Origin of the sequence: Sphingomonas sp., from assembly GCF_003248515.1 — a bacterium.
In the GTDB taxonomy this organism is placed as follows: Bacteria; Pseudomonadota; Alphaproteobacteria; order Sphingomonadales; family Sphingomonadaceae; genus Sphingomonas_I.
Genome location: NZ_QFOB01000003.1, coordinates 90345 through 109149, shown reverse-complemented (window position 1 = coordinate 109149; position 18805 = coordinate 90345). Strand labels below are relative to the sequence as shown.

The 18805-nt window shown below is 68.4% G+C and carries 6 protein-coding genes; 5 read left to right on the top strand and 1 reads right to left on the bottom strand.

Features of this window, described 5'->3' with window-relative positions; all coding sequences use genetic code 11:
* Positions 1-36: 36 nt before the first annotated feature.
* Positions 37-3648 (bottom strand): trifunctional transcriptional regulator/proline dehydrogenase/L-glutamate gamma-semialdehyde dehydrogenase, encoded by a 3612-nt coding sequence (gene putA / locus DI605_RS05870; RefSeq protein ID WP_293970472.1) that lies wholly within the window; start codon positions 3646-3648, stop codon positions 37-39.
* A 116-nt stretch (positions 3649-3764) separates the two neighbouring features.
* Between putA and DI605_RS05865 the strand changes: the two genes are divergently transcribed.
* The 5 genes from DI605_RS05865 to DI605_RS05845 all read left to right on the top strand — a co-directional run bounded on the left by DI605_RS05865 (position 3765) and on the right by DI605_RS05845 (position 18805).
* On the top strand, positions 3765-4250 hold the full coding sequence (locus tag DI605_RS05865) for an Lrp/AsnC ligand binding domain-containing protein (RefSeq protein WP_293970469.1): 486 nt from the start codon (positions 3765-3767) through the stop codon (positions 4248-4250).
* 316 nt (positions 4251-4566) lie between these two features.
* Positions 4567-7203, top strand: coding sequence for a hypothetical protein (locus tag DI605_RS05860; protein ID WP_293970466.1), 2637 nt, complete (start codon positions 4567-4569; stop codon positions 7201-7203).
* 27 nt (positions 7204-7230) lie between these two features.
* Positions 7231-16674: a DUF6603 domain-containing protein gene (locus DI605_RS05855; protein WP_293970464.1), complete on the top strand. Its 9444-nt coding sequence runs from the start codon at positions 7231-7233 to the stop codon at positions 16672-16674.
* Entirely contained in the window at positions 16671-17894 is a 1224-nt protein-coding gene (locus DI605_RS05850) for a hypothetical protein (protein WP_293970461.1), read from the top strand. Before DI605_RS05855 ends, DI605_RS05850 begins: the two co-directional genes overlap by 4 nt.
* Complete coding sequence (locus DI605_RS05845) at positions 17891-18805, top strand: hypothetical protein (RefSeq protein ID WP_293970458.1); 915 nt, start codon at positions 17891-17893, stop codon at positions 18803-18805. Before DI605_RS05850 ends, DI605_RS05845 begins: the two co-directional genes overlap by 4 nt.

Here is an 18805-nt window from a genome sequence, read left to right as displayed (position 1 = left end):
ATTCGAGCCCGCAACTCCGCGATCCGAAAGCGCTCTTCAAGGCGCGATCATCATCAGGCTGGCATTGCCGCCTGCGGCGGTCGTGTTGATCGAGGTGGAGGTTTCTTCCAGCAGAAACTGACACGGATAGGGGAGTTGCTGGTTCGGATCGGCCGCGTGAACCGACACGATCGGCCCGGGCAAGGCCGCCATTTCCGCGACGGCGGCACGGATAAAGGCCTCGTCCCCTTCGACGAGGGCGGCGGCGAACGGCGCGTCCCCGCGTGGCCGGAACGCCGCCGCTACACGCGGCGGCAACCCGCCCGGCAGCGCCATGCCATCGATCATGCCGCGATTTCCGGTCGCCAGAACCGCCGCCATCTGGGCGAGGAGCCCTTGCCGCGTCGTCGGCTTCATCAGGATGCAGCCGCGCGGACGAAGCGCGTAGAGATTGCGCTCCCCCACAGGGCCAGGCAGCTCACGCGTCATGCCGAGTGCGGACGCCGCGCCAAAACGCCGCGCCATGATCGCGGCATCGGCATCGCCCTGCTCCACCAGCCATTCGGCCAGATCGCGCAGCGCTGGGATCGAGGCCCCGCCACTGGCGAGCTGGCCGGGTGGATTGATGACCAGACGCTCCAGATAGAGCGGTCCGCCCGCTTTCGGCCCGGTGCCCGAAAGACCGCGCCCCCCGAAAGGCTGGACCCCGACGACCGCGCCGATGAGATTGCGGTTCACATAAAGATTGCCCGCTTCCACCTTCGTCGTGACCTGCGCGCTCGTTGCATCGAGCCGGGTGTGGAGGCCGAATGTCAGGCCGTAGCCCGTGGCGTTGATCGCTTCCATCAGCTCGTCGAGCGTCTCGCGGCGGAAGCGGATGATGTGGAGCACCGGGCCGAACACCTCGCGCGTCAGGTCCGCGATGCTGTCCAGTTCGATGATGGTGGGCGCAACGAAGGTGCCGTGCGCGGTTTCGGGCGGCAGCGCCTGTTGCTCGATGCGGCGGCCGAGCGCGCGCATCGCCTCTATGTGGGCGGTGATCGTCGCCTGTGCTTCCGCTGTGATGACCGGCCCGATATCGATCGCCAGCCGATCCGGGCGGCCGATCCGCAATTCCCCGAGCGCGCCCTTGAGCATCGTGAGGATGCGATCGGCCACGTCATCCTGCAAGCAGAGGATGCGCAGCGCGGAACAACGCTGGCCGGCACTGTCGAAGGCCGAGGCGATGACGTCCGCCACCACCTGCTCGGCAAGCGCGGAGCTGTCGACGATCATCGCATTCTGCCCGCCCGTCTCGGCGATCAGGGGGATGGGTCTGCCTTGCGGCGAGAGCCGGGTCGCCAGCTGGCGCTGGATCAGGCGCGCCACCTCGGTCGATCCGGTGAATATCACGCCCGCGACTTCGGGTGAGGAGACAAGAGCGGCCCCGACGCCGCCGTCGCCCGGCAGCAGTTGCAGCGCATCGGCGGGAATGCCGGCTTCGTGGAGCAAGCGCACGGCTTCGGCCGCGATCAACGGGGTTTCCTCGGCGGGCTTGGCCAGGACCGGATTGCCGGCGACGAGCGCCGCCACCATCTGGCCCGTGAAGATCGCGAGCGGGAAGTTCCAGGGGCTGATGCAGGCGATCGGCCCCAGAGGCCTATGTTCGGGGCCAAGGCCGGCGCGGGCCTGCGCCGCATAATAGCGCAGGAAATCGATCGCCTCGCGCACCTCCGCGATTGCGTTTGGCAGCGATTTTCCGGCCTCGCGGATGATGAGGCCCAGCAGGATGGGCATGCGCGCCTGCATCGCATCGGCGGCCCGCTCCAGCATGGCAGCGCGATCGGCGACGCGTGTGGCCGGCCATGCCGACCTGGCCGCGATATGCGCAGCCGCCCGGACCTGCTCCGGGATTGCCTCGAACACCGCGCCGACGAGGTCGCGATGATCGGCTGGATTGATGACCGGGCGAGATACGGTGAGACGGTCGGCGGGCGCCGCTGTCCATATCGTCTCGGCGCTCTGGCACAGCGATCTGGTCAACGCCGACAGCGCGCTCTCGTCGCTCGGATCGATGCCGTCCGAATTGCGGCGATCGGGATAGAGGGCCGAGGGTAATGCGATCAGATCGTGCCGGGCGCCGGGATTCGGCATGGCACGGACGGCTTCCACCGGATCGGCGATCAACTCGTCGATCGAGACGGCAGGGTCGGCGATCCGGTTGACGAAGGAGGAGTTGGCTCCGTTCTCCAGCAGCCGGCGGACCAGATAAGCCAGCAGCGTCTCATGCGCGCCGACCGGTGCGTAGATGCGGCACGGCCGGGCAAGCTTGTCCTTCCCAACGACCTGCCGGTAGAGCGGCTCTCCCATGCCGTGGAGGCACTGGAATTCATAGTCGCCGAGGGCGAAGTCCGGGCCGGCGAGATGGTGGATGGTCGCAAGCGTCTGCGCATTGTGGGTCGCGAATTGCGGGAAGACCGCGTCGCGCGCATCGAGCAGCTTCCGGGCGCAGGCGATGTAGGCGATGTCGGTGTGGAGCTTGCGGGTGTAGACCGGAAAATCGGCGAGCCCGTCGACCTGCGCGCGCTTGATCTCGGCATCCCAGTAAGCGCCCTTTACGAGCCGTACCATGATCCTGCGATCGGCCCGGCGGGCGAGATCGATGATCCAGTCGATCACGAACGGGCAGCGCTTGCCATAGGCCTGGACGACGAAACCGAGCCCGTTCCAAGCGGCAAGCTCCGGATCCAGCGCCAGGCTCTCCAGCAGATCGAGCGACAGCTCCAGCCGGTCCGCCTCCTCCGCATCGATATTGAAGCCGATATCATAGCCCCTGGCGAGCAGCGCCAACGCCTTCACGCGCGGCAGCAATTCGCCTGTCACCCGCTCCGCCTGCGCGCGAACATAGCGAGGGTGCAGGGCCGAAAGCTTGATCGAGATGCCCGGGCCATCATAGACGCCACGCCGGCCCGATGCCCTGCCGATGGCATGGATCGCGCGCTCGTAATCGGCATGATAGCGATCGGCATCCGCCCCCGTGGTGGCGGCTTCGCCCAGCATGTCGTAGCTATAGCCGAAGCCCTTCGCCTCCATCGCGCCGGACCGGTCCAGCGCTTCGGCGATGGTTTCTCCATTGACGAATTGTTCGCCCATCATCCGCATCGCGAAATCGACGCCCCGCCGGATCACCGGCTCGCCCGCGCGGGCGACCAGCCGGGTGAGCGCCGCGCCCAGCCCGGTATCGTCGACACTCCCCACCAGCTTGCCGGTAACGACCAGACCCCAGGTGGCGGCGTTGACGAACAGCGATCTGCCGCTGCCGAGATGCGCGCTCCAATCGCCATCCGCGATCTTGTCGCGGATCAGTGCATCGCGGGTTGCGGCATCCGGAATACGCAGCAGCGCCTCGGCAAGGCACATCAGCGCGACACCTTCCTGGCTCGACAGGGAATATTCCTGAAGCAGTCCCTTGACGCCGCCGTCGCCCTGTTCGGCCCTCAGCGCGGTGACCAGCGCGCGCGCGGTGGTCCGCACCGCGGCTCTGCCGTCTTCGTCGAGCGTGGCCGCCGCGATCAGCGGCGCGAGTGCGGCCGGTTCGTCGCCGCGATAGGCGGCGGTGATCGCCTCTCGCAGGGGAGAAGGCATGCGAATGGCCGGCGCGAAGGCAGCGAAGGGACGTTCGTGGCTCATACCGTCACGATAGCCGGAAATCGAAATCCGGATCGACTTATTGATGCTTCCATGATGGTCGATATGGCTATAAATCGTGGCTTTTATAGACGAAATGGGTAGATGGCTGGCAGTCTATGGTTGATCTGGATGAATTCGATCGCAAGATCATCGCCGCCCTCGTCGACGATGGCCGGATGACGGTGACGGATCTCGCCAGCAGGGTGGGCCTGTCGAAAACGCCTTGCCAGATACGGATGCGCCGGCTGAGCGAAGCGGGGGTGATCCAGGGCTTTTCGGCGATCGTCGATCCGGCCAAGCTGGGCCTCGAACATGTGGCCTTTGCCGAGGTCAAATTATCCGACACGCGCGAACAGGCGCTGCGTGAATTCAATGCCGGCGTGCTGCGCATTCCGGAAATCGAGGAATGCCACATGATCGCCAGCAGTTTCGATTATCTGCTGAAGGTCCGCACAACCGATATCCGCCGTTACCGGATCGTGCTCGGCGAGAAGATATCAAGCTTGCCCCATGTCGCGAGCACATCGACCTTCGTTGCCATGGAGACGGTGAAGGATCAGAATTATCAGGCCCGGAACCTGTTGATCCGGAACAGGAAATGATGCCTGCGTCGTGAGTTGTTCAAAGGCGGGTCGATCGTCGCCCTAACGGCCCATCCCCCATGTTCCGCTGCGACGGCGTAAAGCGCGACGGCATCATCGCCACGAGGGCGGTCATCCTGAGCAATGAATTGAAACACAGAAACGGGAAGGCCAATTCATACGGGATTTACGGCTCATTACCGCCAACTTGCGGGTATCCGCAGATCTGGCGGCGTCTCGCCAGCCTATGGTGCCAGCTACTGGAAGATGAAAATATCTGTACTTTCCAGTAACCACATCTGTTAAGGATGATCGGGGGCGTAGGGAGGGGCGTTGAGTGGCCGATTCGGTGCTCGAGGAAGCGATTTCTTCGCTTAACCTGCTGACCCGCGCGAATGCGCCGACAACGGACGATCTGCTGGACCTCGCCAACCAGTGGAAAGCGTTCCTGAAGCCGATCGCCCACCGTACGTATCTCCCGGCCGACCTCGACCGCTGGAAGCTGAAGGCGGAGGAGGCACTTTCGAACACCGACAGTGCCACCCGCCTCGGGATCCTGAAGGCGGTCAACGAGGATCCGATGCTCGGCGTGATGCTCGTCATCCTCGTCCTGCCGGGCGTGATGTTGCGGCGCTGCCCCTTCTGGTGGGGCCTCCACTTCGCCGAGCAGGATGCGAGCGGGAACATCACGGTTCCCGCGGCGAACGCCCAGAACAGCGAGCCGGTGTGGAAGGTGAAGAGCCTCGATCCGCCCACGGCGACACGCAAATATCTGCTGTTCAGCGATGTGCATCGCGATGCCGCGATCGATGACAAGGGGCCGTTCAAATCCGGTTCGATCGATCATTTCAAGGCGAACAAGGGGCTTTACAAGCGGCTTCTGGATTATGCTTTCGCCCATGATTACACCGTCGTCGAAGGTGGCGACTGCGAAGAATTGTGGTTCGTCGGCGATACGACCGCCTATCCCAAGACGGCGAACGGTGATCTGGATGTGGCCGCCAAGCTGCAACTCGCGATCGACGCCAATGCCGACATCTACGCCAAGCTGGCCACCCTTCATGCGGCGGGCCGCTATGTGCGCATCCAGGGCAATCACGATTCCTTTCTCAAGGATGCCGCGCTCCGCGCCAAGCTGGAAAGGGCCATCAAGGGCAACAGCGCGGCTCCGTTCGAAATCTACGACGCCTGTCTGATCAAAGGCGTCAAGACGATGTTCGAGAATTCGGCGCTCGACATACTGGCGAGCCTGCCGAGCGTGATGAGCGCGCAGAATGTGCAGCAGGCCGTAGATCGGCTGACCAAGGGCAAACTCGGCCTCGATTCCAACGATTATACCGATACGTGCCAGATGCTGGTCTGCCACGGCCACCAGTTCGATTTCTGGAATTGCCCGGAAAACGAGATGCTCGGCATGCTCATCGCCAACGCGGTGGGCGTGACGGCGGATGGCATGATGGATCCGCTGCTCGATGCGCGCGGCATCGCGCTGCAAGGCAATCCGCTGATTGATTTCGGCGACAAGCTCTCCGCCATGCCGGTGTTCAATTCCTGGCCGGACAAGCAATCGTCGATCAAATTCGCCCACGATGTCCAGCATATGCCCAGCCGCCTGCGGACGCTGAGCGACAATGTGATGTTCTATGAGTCGATCCCCAGCGCGTGGGGCGCACTGGGGCTCGCGCTCAACACGACCGTGAACGGCCAGATCAAGACACCGGCGCAGAGCCGCGCGGACATGAACGCGCTCAATCCGTTCGATGCCTATACCTACATCAAGCGGCATCACATGAACCACATCTGCCTGGGGCATACCCACAATCCGCAGAGCCAGCCGTTCATGACGCTCGGCAATCTGAACAGCCTGGTCCTGCCGTTCGCACCCGTATTGTCCGCTCTGGAACGGCTGTTCCCCAATCTCCCCCGCCCGTCGCTGAAGACCAACTATTTCAACACCGGCACGGCGGGCTGGATGGAAGGCGTGATCTGGGCGGTCGAGATCGACCAGACGGGGCAGGCGCGGCTGATCTACTGGACCGCCAATTCGATCGACCCGGAATATATGGATTGGGAGCTTCAGCCGCTCGATCCCGCGATGAAGGGTCTCATCACGAGCGCGCTTTCGCAGGCGCTGGAAGCCGGCATCACCACCATCGACCAGGCGGTGGAGACCATTCACGACAAGTTTCTCGGGATGGCGCGATCGGCGCAGGGCACGGTCGAGGCGTTCGAGAAGGAACTGGAGGATTTCCTGGTCCTGCCGATCCACATGCTGGGCGGTGCCCTGATGAAATCGGCGAACGACGCCTATGAGCAGGCCGACAAGCTCCGTCGCAGCTTCAGCCTCGAGGAGCTTGACAACAAGATCGGCCAGCTCGGTTCCGATGCCGCCGACACGATCAAGCGCGCGCTTGACGAGCGGCTCGCCCCGCTCCGGGATTTCGCCCAGGACGTGATCCTGTCGATCAAGCGGCGCGCGATGCACGGCTTCCCGGCCGATCGGAAAAAGGCCATCGAATCGATCAGCATCAAGGCGCCGATTCCGGCGGGTGACCAGAGGCTGGTCGAAACCTTCAGGACCATTCTCACGCCGATCGTGGAGGCGAAACTGGAGCCGGAGATCGGCGCCGGTCGTTCGGCCTCGGCCGCCCGCCAGGCCGCGGCCTTCACCGCATCCATCTTCACGAACTTCCCGCGCAACATGCCCTTCTTCACCTCGATGGACGAGGCGCTCAACCCGGCGATGCGGGCGCGCAACACGAACACGCCGGTACTCCAGTCCTTCCTGTCGACGCTCTGGATGTATCCGCTTTCCGGCACGACGATCGACATCGAGGTGCCCGGCTTCAAGGGCGTGCGGATGGGCAGCACATTCGTGATCGCCGATGGCGTGGTGGAGCTGACGATCCTGCTTCGGCCCATCAGCGGGCCGAAGCCGCCGCCCCGTAATTACCCCTCACCGAATAACAGCTGACGCTGCGGCGGACGGGGAGGGGCGCATTTGGCCATAAGTGTTCAGCTCGATCCGGTTGTTCGCGATCTGGCGATCGCGATCGGGATCGTGCGGCCGGGCAATGGCGGCGCGATCACGCTGAACGAGGATTTCTTCCGCGCGCCCTGGAGCAAGCTCTCGCGCATCTTCTCGGACGATGTGCAACGGGCCGCTCTGGTTTCGGCGATGGAAGAGCTGATCGAGCGGGCCGAGCCCCTGCTGCTGGACGCCATCGGTGCGTCGGGCGGCGGCGGCGGCCCGCCCCCGACCGGAACGCCACTGCGCAGCGCCTATCCCTTGCTCGACGCCGACGCGCCCGGGCAGATCTATGTCATCGTCACGCGCGCGGGGGCGGCGCCGGGATCTGCGATGCAACTCGCGATCGCGGGCGAGGTGCAGGCCGCCAATGACGGCCCCGGTGCCACTGGTGAGCTTGTGCTGCTCAAGGCGGAGAACGGGCATGTCACGCCGGTCGGCGGCACGCCGGATCATCCGCTGACGATCACCGTTTCCGCGCCCGCCTCGGCCGGTGGCGCGCGCATCGCGGCGACGGCCAAGGTGGTGGCGCCGCCGGACGAGGAGCGGAGCCGCTTCGCGATCACCCTCGATCTGGGCGATGGCGAGCCCATCGCCTTCGATCTGGCGGGCGCGGGATCGCCGATCGGGCGGCTGGCGACCCTTCTGCTCGATCTGGCGCTGGCGCAGATCGATCCGCTGCCGCCGGTCGTCGGCCGGATCGCCCATGCGCTGCCCGGGATGGTCGGGCTGGCCGAGGGGATGCCGGACTTTCCGTTCTCGGCGCTCTTCACCGATCCGAACGCCTTCCGCGACTGGCTGGCGGCGCTGGCGACGGCGCAGCTGCCGGATGGTCGGGCGGCGCTCGGCGCGTGGGTTGTGGCGATCGGCACGCTGATGGGCGTTGCGGCGCCGGCGGCGGGATCGGCTGCCGGGCCGTTCGTGCTGCCATTGCTGGAGGGGACCACCACCGCCCCCGGACTGACGCTGAGCTTCGCGCTGGCAGCCGATCCGGCGGACGGCGTGCGGCAGCTGCTGATCGGGCTGGCGATCGATTATGCGGGCAGCGCGGCGGTCGATGCCGCGCTCCGGGCCGATGCGCAGCTGCTTGCTATCCCGCTGGGCGGGGGCGGCCGGGTCCGGGTGCTCGAACGGTTCGAACTGCGCGTCGATGCCACAGCATCGGGGACGCCGCTGGTGCCGGCGACGGGGGCCGGCATGGCCCGGTTCGGGGTGGGCGGCCTGCGAGCGGGGGTGCGCTGCTCGCTGGAAAGCGGGACGCCCGCCATATCGCCGGTGCTGGAGCTGACCGACGTCACCGTCGGGATCGGATCGCAATCCTCCCATTTCGACCGGATCGATTTCACCCGGGCCGGCAGCCTGACGAGCGCCGCCGAAGGCGTGCTGGAGGATGCGCTGGAGGCCGGGCTTGGCGCGGCGGGGGCGAAGGCGGTCGATGCGCTGCGGACTTTGGTGGGGCTGAAGGGCACGCCGGCGCTGGATCTCTCCGTCTTCGCGCGGGATCCGCTTGGCGCGATCGGGGCCTATTATCGGGCGCTTCTGGCCACGACAGCAGGGTGGGGCACGATCGTCGCGGCGGCGGGAGAGCTGCTGGGCAATGCTGCCGGGCAGGTGGCGGGGGCGGGCACGGCCTCTCAGCCATGGCGGGTGAGGATCGAGGCGCTGCCGACGCCGGCGGAATCGCCCGTAAGCTTCGAGCTGGCCTGCTGGAATGGCGGGGACGATACCCACCCCCGGTTCGTGCTGGCGCTGCGGGCGGCGACAAGCGGCGACGGCTGGGCGGCGGCACTCTTGATCGGCTTGCTGGAGATCGCGATCGGGGGCGGCGCGCCCAGATTCCTGCCCTCGATCGAACTTTCGGCGGGGCTCGCGCCGGAGCCGTTGCAGCCGGGCGTGGGCGGGGTGGCGCTTTCCGCTTCCTCGCTCCTGCTGCGCGCGGGGTGGGCGCCCGGATCCACGGTGAAGGTCGGTGCATCGGTGGCGGATATCGCGCTGGCCGTCGGGGATACCGAACTGACGCTCGGCACGCTCACCGTCGACGATCTGCTGGCGATCGATCCGACGCAGCCCGATCTTGGGCTGGGCCTCGATGCGGCGGCCTTGTGGCCGGCGCTCAGGCTGCTGATCGCGCGGAGCGCGCAATCGTTGCTGGGCGAAGGCGCGCGGGCGCTGTTGGCTGCTCTGGGCATATCGGCGGGCGACGCCATTCTGCCGCCGCTGGAGATTCCGGCAGGCGGCGGCATCGGCGATCTGCTCCGCGATCCTGCGGGCGCGCTTCGCGCCTGGCTGATCGGGCTGGGCGGCGAGGCCGAGGCGGCCGTGATCGCGGCGGGCGGCCCGGCGGCGACCGCGCTGCTGCGGCTGGCACGCGCGATCGCGCTCAACGATCTTTCCGATATTGATGGCCTGACCATCATCGGCGGAGGCACCACGGAGGATCCGTGGCGGCTGCCGCTGGACGGGGAGGAGAGCCCCGCCGCCGTCACGCTGTGGCTGACGCCGGACGGGCCACCGGCGGCGTGGGCGGCGGCGGCGCTCGATGGGCTGGATGCGTTTCCGGAGCAGGTGGCCGACGCATCGGCGGCGCGGTTGCTTGATCTCGCGGGGCAGCTTCGCGGCCATGCGCCGTGGCTGGCCGATGCGCTGGAAGGCCGGGATCTCGCGGCGGCGGCCGATGGGCTGGCTTTGCTTTCCACCCGAATCGCGGCCAGCGATGGATTGCTTCCGATCGAGGCGACGGTGCCGATCGGAGGAGCCTGGAATGTCGGCCGGATCGCCAGCGTGGCCCATGCCGATGTGCCCTCCCACGCGCAGGCCGTCGCCGAAACCAAGGCGTGGATCGAAGCGCTGACGAGCGGGCAGGCGGCGAGCGCCACGGCGGTGCTGCTCCTCGCACCGAAGTTGGCCGGCGCCGGCTGCTGGGATGCGCTGCTGGCGGCGACAGGCGTGGCGGCGGCCGATCACGCGGTGCTTTCGCTGCGCACGCCCGGCATCCCGCCGCGGCTCGTCGATCTCGGCGCGGTGCCGGCGGCGGCCTGTTACAGCCTCGATCTGGGTGATGACGGCCAGATGGCGCTGGCGGATTCGGTCGCTGCACTGGGCCGGGCGGTGTCCGCGATCCGGCAGGCGAAGCCCGGCGCGAAGCTGGTGATCGTCAGCCATTCCTTCCTGGGCCTCGTCGCCGAAGCCTATGCAGCTGACAATGGCGCGAACCTGCTGGGGCTGATCGCGCTGGCGGCACCGCTCGGGCCGGGCATCACGATCGATTGGGGCGAGGCCGGGATCGCCGAGGCGGTGCGCCTCGCGCAGGCGCTGGCGCCGATCAGCCTCGCCACGGCGAGCAACGCGACCGGCCGGGCACTGGGTCTGCTGGGGCGGCTGCTGGACGGCTCTTCCGAAAGCGGCAGCACGGCGGCGCCGGGCCTGCTGTCCTCCGCCCGCTGGCGCCGCGTGGGGCCGCCGCCCGATCTGATCGTGCCGGCACTGGCGATCCCGTCGGTGTTGCCGACGCGGCTGGAGCAGGCGCTGGCGGCCGCGCTTTCGGCGGATGGGAAGGCACGGACGCGGACGGCGCCCACAACACTCTGCTGGGGCATGGAGGTGGCGCTCGGCGTGCCGCCCGCCGCCGCCGGCGGGGCGCAGGCTGAAGTGACGCTGGGGCTGAAACTTGGCGAGATCGCGCTCACCACCACGGCGCCGCCGCCCAGCCCCAGGGGACAGATCCGGATATGCGCGCGCCTTTGGCGTGACGACGGCTGGCTGATCGGCGGGCCGGCACTCGGCGCTGGAGAGGTGGGGCGCATCCGTCGCGCCGACCTGATCGCCAGTGTCGATCCGCAGGGAACCGGTGCGGCGACGACGATCGGCGTGCGGCTGCACGATACCTGCCTGCGCGGGGACGGTGCGAGCGAAGCGATCGGGCTCGCGGATCCGCGCGCGGCCGGTCTGCTCGACCTGCTCGTCTCGACGCTTGACGGTGCATCGCCGATCCCGGCCCCGATCGAGGCGGTGCTGGCGGCGCTCGCCGATCTCGGTTTCGTGCGGCGGCGGACGGCGGCGGCACCCGCGATCATGCTGGCGGATGCGGTGCGATCGGCCGGCGTGGACGGGATGGGGTGGTTCGGCGCGCGCCTGCCTGCCTTGTTCGATCGCGCGCAGGGCCTGCTGGGCTTCGTGAAACCGGCGGGCGCACCTGCGCAGGGCGGGCCGTGGGCGCTGGCGCTGGCTGGCCTGCCGCTGGAATGCCGGATCGAGAAGGCGCCGTGGCGTGTGCGGATCGCGGCGACGGGCGCGGGCCTGACGCTAGCCTCGATCGCGGAAGTGACCGGCACGACGGGGGTGCAGGCGGGCAATCTCGCGATCGATCGTGATGGCGGGCTGGCGCTCGGCGGAACGACGATCCGGCGTGATGCGGGTGGCGGCGTGTCGCTGGCGGGCGGCTGGCTGCGACAGCCGGTGGCGCTTTCGCCGCCCGATCCCGATGCGCTGGCGGCGGCGCTCGCTGGCGCGATCCCCGGCTTCCTCGCCGACAGCGCGATCCGTCTGCTGACCGAACAGGCGTTCGGCGGCACGATCCGGCTCACTTCGCTGCGCACCCTGATCGAGGATCCGCAACGCTGGCTGGCGGAGACCTTCCTGACCACCGGCGGCCTGCCCGACGCGACCCGGATCGATGGGCTCATCCGCGCGGTCGGCACGCTCGCCGGGCTCGACGGCGATACGGCGCATGCGATCCGCATTCCCGGCCTGCTTGGCCTTTCGGTAGGATCGGGCGGGGGGCAGAGCTTCGATCTCGGCATCGAGACGCTGGCGCCGATCGCACTGTGGGACGAGGGCGGGACAGACGCGACGCTGGCGCTGGGCCTGTCGCTTTCGATCGGGGCGGCCGGGCAGGTGGCGCCTGGCGGATCGGTGACGCTCTCGCTTCCCCTGCCTGCGACGAGCGGCTTCGGATCGGTCGACATCCATTTCGCCGCCGCCGCCGAGGGGCTGAACCTTTCGGTGACGACGACCAGCGGCCTGAACCTGACGATCCTGCCGGCTTTTTCCGGCTTCGAGAGCGTGGCGACGGCGGGCGTTCAATTGTTGCTGCCGTTCGTGCTCGACAAGCTGGCGGCCGAGCTGGCGCAGGCGAGCGTGATCGACGAGGTGCTGGACGTCGCGGTCGCGATGGACCTTTACGATCGCGCGGCGGCGGCGGGCCAGGGCTTCCAGGCGAAGGCGGCGAATTTCGGCGCGCTCGTCACCACGATCCGCACCGGCAACCTGATCGCGCTGGCGCCGGGCCTTGCGGCGGCGGGCGCCACCGTCCTCAACAGCATCCTGGGGCAGCAGATCGCGGCGACGGCGACGGGCGGCAAGGTCGCGCTGACGATGGGAGGCGTGCTCGGCGGATCGATCGGCATCGAGAGCGATTTCGGGTCGCAGCCGATCGACGTGAAATTCGTCGCCACGGGGCTGATGCTGGAGCCCGTGACGATCGATTTCGATCTGGGGATCGCATCCGGCGATCTCGTCGCTGATGTCGCGGTGGAAGTGGCGATCAATCCCTATCCGGGCGTGTCGCTCGCGCCGAGGATGGCAGCCTCGCTCGACGTGCCTCTGGCGGGCCAGCCGGCGCGGCTGGGGCTGACCTTCGATCCCATCGGAGGCGGGCAGATGCAGATCCAGCTCGCGCCCGTGCCGACGCCGCCGAGCGAGGCGCAACTGCTGGGTCTGCTGGAACATTGGCTGCTGCCGCTGGCGGGCAACATCCTGCTCAAGGTCGCAGATCCGGTGCTGGCGATCGAGATGTGGACCGGCGGCAAGACGATCGGCGAACTGGTGGTGGCGACGAGGCTCGTCACCCGTGCCAACAGCACGGCGCCCTATCTGCTGGCGACGACATTGCCCAGGCCGCTGGCGGTGGTGGACGGCGCGCTGGGGCTGCTCACCAACCTCAGAATTCCGCTGGCGGGCGATCTGGCGCTGACGGTGCTCAGCTCTGGCAGCGTCCACGGCATCGGTCTTGCGGGATCGCAGCGCTTCGAGATCGATCCTTATGCGCTGACCCTGATGTTCGGCCTGCCGGAGGATGTGGATCTCGGCTGGGGCGATCAGGGCAAGGGTGTTGGGCTGCTGCTGCTCGACCTGACGGACACGAACCGGCCGGCCTTCACGCCGATCGTGCGGCTGGGCGGAATCGGCGCAACGTTCGGGCGCAAGCAGGCCGATACGCCGCTGGTGAAGGCCGGCGGCTTCCAGCTGGGCGGGGCGGGCGGCTATCTCGCGCTGGACGTGGCGCTGACCGGGCCGGATGCGCCTTCGCTGAAGGGCGAGGTGCTGGGCGCCATCGAGGCGAGCGGGATCGGGATGCTGATCTCGACCGGTGGGGATGGTGGCAATGCGGTTGCGGCCTCGCTCGTGAAATCGGACGGGGGCGGCGATCCGGCTCCCTCCGTGCCGCCGTTCGACATCTTCGTCGGCAAGGGGCCGCAGGGCTTCGCGATCAGCTTTTCCGGCCAGCCAAGGCTGCGGATCGAGATCAACCGCACGCTCGGTCCGCTCCACATCCAGGAGATCGATCTCCTTTATAATCCCATCCCCAATCGGCCGGGCGAGGTGGGCATCACGCTCGATGCGTCGGTGGCGATTGCCGGGCTGGAGATCGCGGCGGACGATCTGGGGCTTTACGTGCCGCTCGACCGGCCCGCCGATCTTTCCCAGTGGCGGATCGATCTTTCGGGCCTTGCGGTCGATTATTCGAACAGCTCGCTCTCGATCAGCGGCGGCCTTCTGAAGGCGACTCTGCCGGACGGATCGATCGAATATCGCGGATCGCTGGCGGTGGACGTCTCCGGCTACGGCCTGTCGGCGATCGGCGCCTATGCGCGGCCGAAGGATGCCTCGGGCGAATATACATCGCTGTTCGTGTTCCTCGCCATTTCGGCGCCCATCGGAGGGCCGCCCTATCTGTTCATCACGGGGCTGGCGGGGGGCGCGGGCTTCAACCGGCGGCTGCTGACGCCGCGCGATCCGGCGGGCGTGCCGGGCTTCCCGCTGGTGCGCGCGATGGATGGCGGCGGTGGCGGCGATCCGATGGAGCAGCTCCAGCGGATCGGCACCGACATCCCGCCCTCGCGTGGTGGCTTCTGGATCGCGGCTGGGGTGCGGTTCAGCACGTTCGAACTGCTGCACACGACCGCGTTGCTGACGGTGGCGGTCGATCGCGGCTTCGAGATCACGCTGATGGGGCTGATGCGGCTGACGCTGCCGCCGGCCGAGGAAGCGGCGATCGTCTCGCTGGAGCTGGCGCTGGCGGCGAAATACAGCACGGTCGATCAGGTGCTCTCGATCCGGGCGGAGCTGACCAACAACAGCTGGCTGCTGAGCCGCGACTGCCACCTGACGGGCGGCTTCGCGTTCGTGATCTGGTTCAACCGACCCGAAGTGCTGCTGACGGTCGGCGGCTATTCGCGCTACTTCACGCCGCCGGATCACTATCCGGTCGTGCCGCGCGTGGGCTTCCACTGGGAGGTGGGCCAGGGGATCGCGATCAAGGGCGGCCAGTTCTTCGCGATCACCCATTCGGCAGTGATGGTCGGCGGGTCGCTGGAGGCGAGCTACCAGCTGGGGCCGATCCGCGCCTGGTTCATCGCCGATCTCGACATGATTCTTTCGTGGGATCCGTTCTTCTACAAGGCGAGCGCGATCGTTCAGGTGGGCGTGGAGGTGAAGCTGCGGGGCTGCGCCTTCGGCATCTGCATCGAGCTGCCCACGCTGCAGGTAACGATCGGCGCGACGCTGGACATGGAAGGGCCGCCGCTGAGCGGGCTGGTGACGGTGGATGTCGGCGTCGCGAAATTCCCGATACCGTTCGGCACGAAGAAGCCCCAGCCCTTCCTCAGCTGGGAGCAGATACGCGACAAATATCTGGGCGCCGGCAGCGTTGCGTCGGTCGCGGCGGGCGGGCTCGCGGGCAGCGGCCAGCCGGACGGGAGCGAGGCGAAGCCCTGGCTCGTCGCCAGCGAATTTGCGCTGCGGATCGAGAGCAAGATGCCGGCGACGGCGCTGCGCCTCAATGGCGCGAACCTAGCGACGCCGGGCGCGCCGGGCCGGGTGGATCTGGTGCCGGCCGGGCCGGCGCACGGGCAGGTCACCAACCGGCTGGAGATCATCATCGCGCGGCGCAACGGGGGGGCGTGGCAGGATCTGAGCGCAACGGAGATGGCAGCGCTCGAGGCGAAGACCGTGCTGGGCCATTTTCCGGCGGCCGTGTGGGATGGCGCCGCGAGCCATACGGATGCGGCGGGCAACCAGGTGGTGGATACCAGCCGGCCCATGCTTGCGGCGCTCGCCTCGCTGGAACTGAAAAGTGCCCCCGCGATCCGGGAGGCGACCGGGCGGATCGGGGAACTGCGTTTCTCCTCGATGGTCGACGAGCAGGCGGCGCGGCCGCTCTCTTTCCGGGGCAAGGCGAGCGCGGCGCCCGCACCAACGCCTGCGCCCGTGCCGGTGATCCGCGTCGTCCAGCCCGCCGGCCTGCCGGCGATCAACGCGCTGCGGCGGCTGGAGGCAACCAGCGGCGTGATCGCGGCGGCGCCGGCCGCGTTCGTGCAGCCCATCCTTTCCGCGACGGTGCTGCCGCGCGGGATCGCCGCATCTGTGACGGCAGTGGCGACGGCCCCGCTTCCGGCTGCTAGCCGGACGCAGATCTGGACGCTGGCGCCCGAGGTTGCCCACCGGATCGAGATTGCGGACGCCGGCCAGCGCATGATCGCGCTTTCGGCAACCGGCGCGGTGCTCGGCGACAGCGAGCCGGCGACGGGGCAGGTGCCGCTGCCCGAAGGCGTGCAATCGCTGATCCTGACCGAGCCGGCCAATACGGCGGAAATCGGCTGGGATACGATGACGCAGCTCGTGCAGGCAGGACCCGCTACCTATATCGGGCCGGCGGTGGTGATTACCGCGCCGCGCCCCTGGTCGCCCAGACGCGCGCCGAAGCGGAGCGGCGCGACGCAGCAGACATTTGCCGCGGCGCAACTGAGCCGGGTACTCAGCGGGCTTTCGACCCGCTTCACCATCGGCGCCGACAGGCCGACCGCGCTGATCGTGCGGCTCGATCGGCTGACCCCCGCCGCCGCGCCGGAAGATGTCGTGATCGAGCTCGCCGGCGCGGTGGCGGGCGCACGTACGACGATCGACCCGAATGGCGATCGCGTGACGATCGTCGTGCCGCTTGCGATCGACGCCGATGCCGATGCGATCACCGCGAAGGTCGATACAGGCGGGGGATGGCGGCTGGCCGGGCTGGTGGCAACGAAGGGCCAGAGCGCCGATGTCGCCAGGCGGCTCCGGGCCGAGCCCTTCACCCGTTTCGTGCCGGCCTTCCGCGCTGCCGCGATGACGACCACGCCGGTGCTGGAGATCGTCCGATGACCGACGTGCCCTCGATCGGCGGCATGCGCCTCCACGATGCGGTCGTGCCCGATCTGGCGGCGGGGCTCTATCGCATCCATTCGGGGCTCAAGGTGGCCGAAGGCGCCACCCCGCTTGCCGCGCCGGCCGATCAGGAGGCGTTCGTCGAGGTGGTGGCGCCACGCTTCGGCCTCGCCAGCAGCGACGTTGCCGACAGCTTCCCGCCGTCCGGCGCGAAGGGAGCCTTCGCGGCCTATCTGCCCCATGTCGCGCTCGGACGCCGGACCCTGCCGTGGGAGCGGAAGATCGGGCGCGCGGATGCGGCGGGAAGCGCGTCGTGGCTGGCGCTTCTGGTGGTGCGCGCCGATGAGGCGGAGGTGGCGAGCGGGACGGTCCGCACCTCGCTGCCCCCGGCGGTGGTGAGCGAGCTGGACGCGCGCGACCCGCTCGTCGGTGATCCGCTGGTGAGCCTGCTCAAGCTGAAGCAGCTCGACACGTTCCGCGCGATCCTGCCGAGCCGGCGCGAGGCGGCGCTGCTGGCGCATGTGCGGCAGGTGAATCTCGCCGATACGGTGATGGCCGGAAATGACGATGACGGCTGGTTCGCGCTGCTGACCGCGAACCGGCTGCCGATCGGGCAGGCGGGGGCGGAGACGGGCTATATCGCCTGCCTCGTCTCGCTGGAGGCTCGTGACGATATCTGGGCGGTGCCCAACGGGCAGGCCCCGCCGCCGCTGGTGTTGCTCCACAGCTGGCCTTTCACGACGGCGGACGAGGGGGGCACCTTTGCCGAGGTGGCCGCAAAGCTCGACGCCGCGCCCTTTGGTGGCGCCGCGGGCGACGAGGCCCTGCTCGATGCGCTCGGGCGGCTCTCCGTCGACCATACGGATCATGACGGCACGACCGCCACGTCGCTCTATCGCGGGCCGCTCGTGGGGGTGAGCGACGATACGCTGCCGGCTGGCGGGGGCGACATCTCGCTGGCGGCGGCGGGCGAGATCGGGCGGCTGCTGGGGATCGCGGACGGCCGCTTCCTGCGTGAACTGGTCGAGTGGCACCGCAAGGCCGAGGCGGCGATCCGCGCCGGCATCGAGGCGGACGAGATGAAGACGATGGTGGATGTTGTGGGCGCGATCGGATCGGTCGCGCAATTGCAGGACATGCTGCTCGCGAAGATCGATCGGTCGCGCGTGCCGATCGCCAATATCGGCCGCCTGACGATCCCGAGGATCGTGCCATGACGCTGAAGCCGACAATGGGGGCGAAGCTCCTGAAGGCGCGTGCCGATCTGGCGCTGGCGGCAGGCGTGCCGACCGCGGGGGTGGATGGCACGACCGCACCGGCGCTGACGCCCTACCTCCAGTTTCGCCTCGCGCGGCTGCGTCTGCTGCACGACATGCCGTTCCATTATCTCGTGCCCGATGCCCGCCTGTTGCCCGACGAGGCGATCCGCTTCTTCACGCTCGACGATGCGTGGCTGGATGCGCTGATCGAAGGCGCGCTGGGCTCCGCCTCCAACGGATCGCGCGAGCTTGCCCGCGCGAAGAAGGCGGCGGGATCGGCGATCGCGAGTTCGAACCGCCTTCGCTACGGCGTGCGAAAGGTCGCGCTCGGCCGGATCGGCTTCGATCTGGCCGTGGCGGGTGATCAGGATGTCGCGCCGGGAACGGTATCGGGGCTGCTGATCCGATCGAAGATCGTCAGCCAGTGGTCCGGATTCGGCCTGCGCGCCTGGACGAGCAAGGCGCTGGCCGATGTGCCGATCGGCGCCGATCCGGCGCGGCTGGAGGCGGATCATCCGGAACTGGTCGTGCCGATCCTCCGGATGGAGCGGCTCGCGCCCTCGCTGCTGCTCGCCCTCTTCGACGGCGTGCCCGAGATGGTGTGGCTGGAGGAGCCGCACGGGGCCGTCCAGTTCGGCTTCGAAGGCACGACCGCCGGCACCGCCATTGACGTGCGCGACGAGGCGGGTGGCGAGACGGGCAATTCGGTGCCGCTTCCGCTGCGCGCGGGAGCCATCGGGGGCGTGGTCGACGTGGCGGCGCTGGCGGCGGCGCTGGATCAGCGGCGGCCGCTGGGCCAGCCGCGCGGATCGGGTGCGCTCGCCGTGCAACTGCTGCGCCCGCCGGCGCGACAGAGGTTCGGGGGCTGA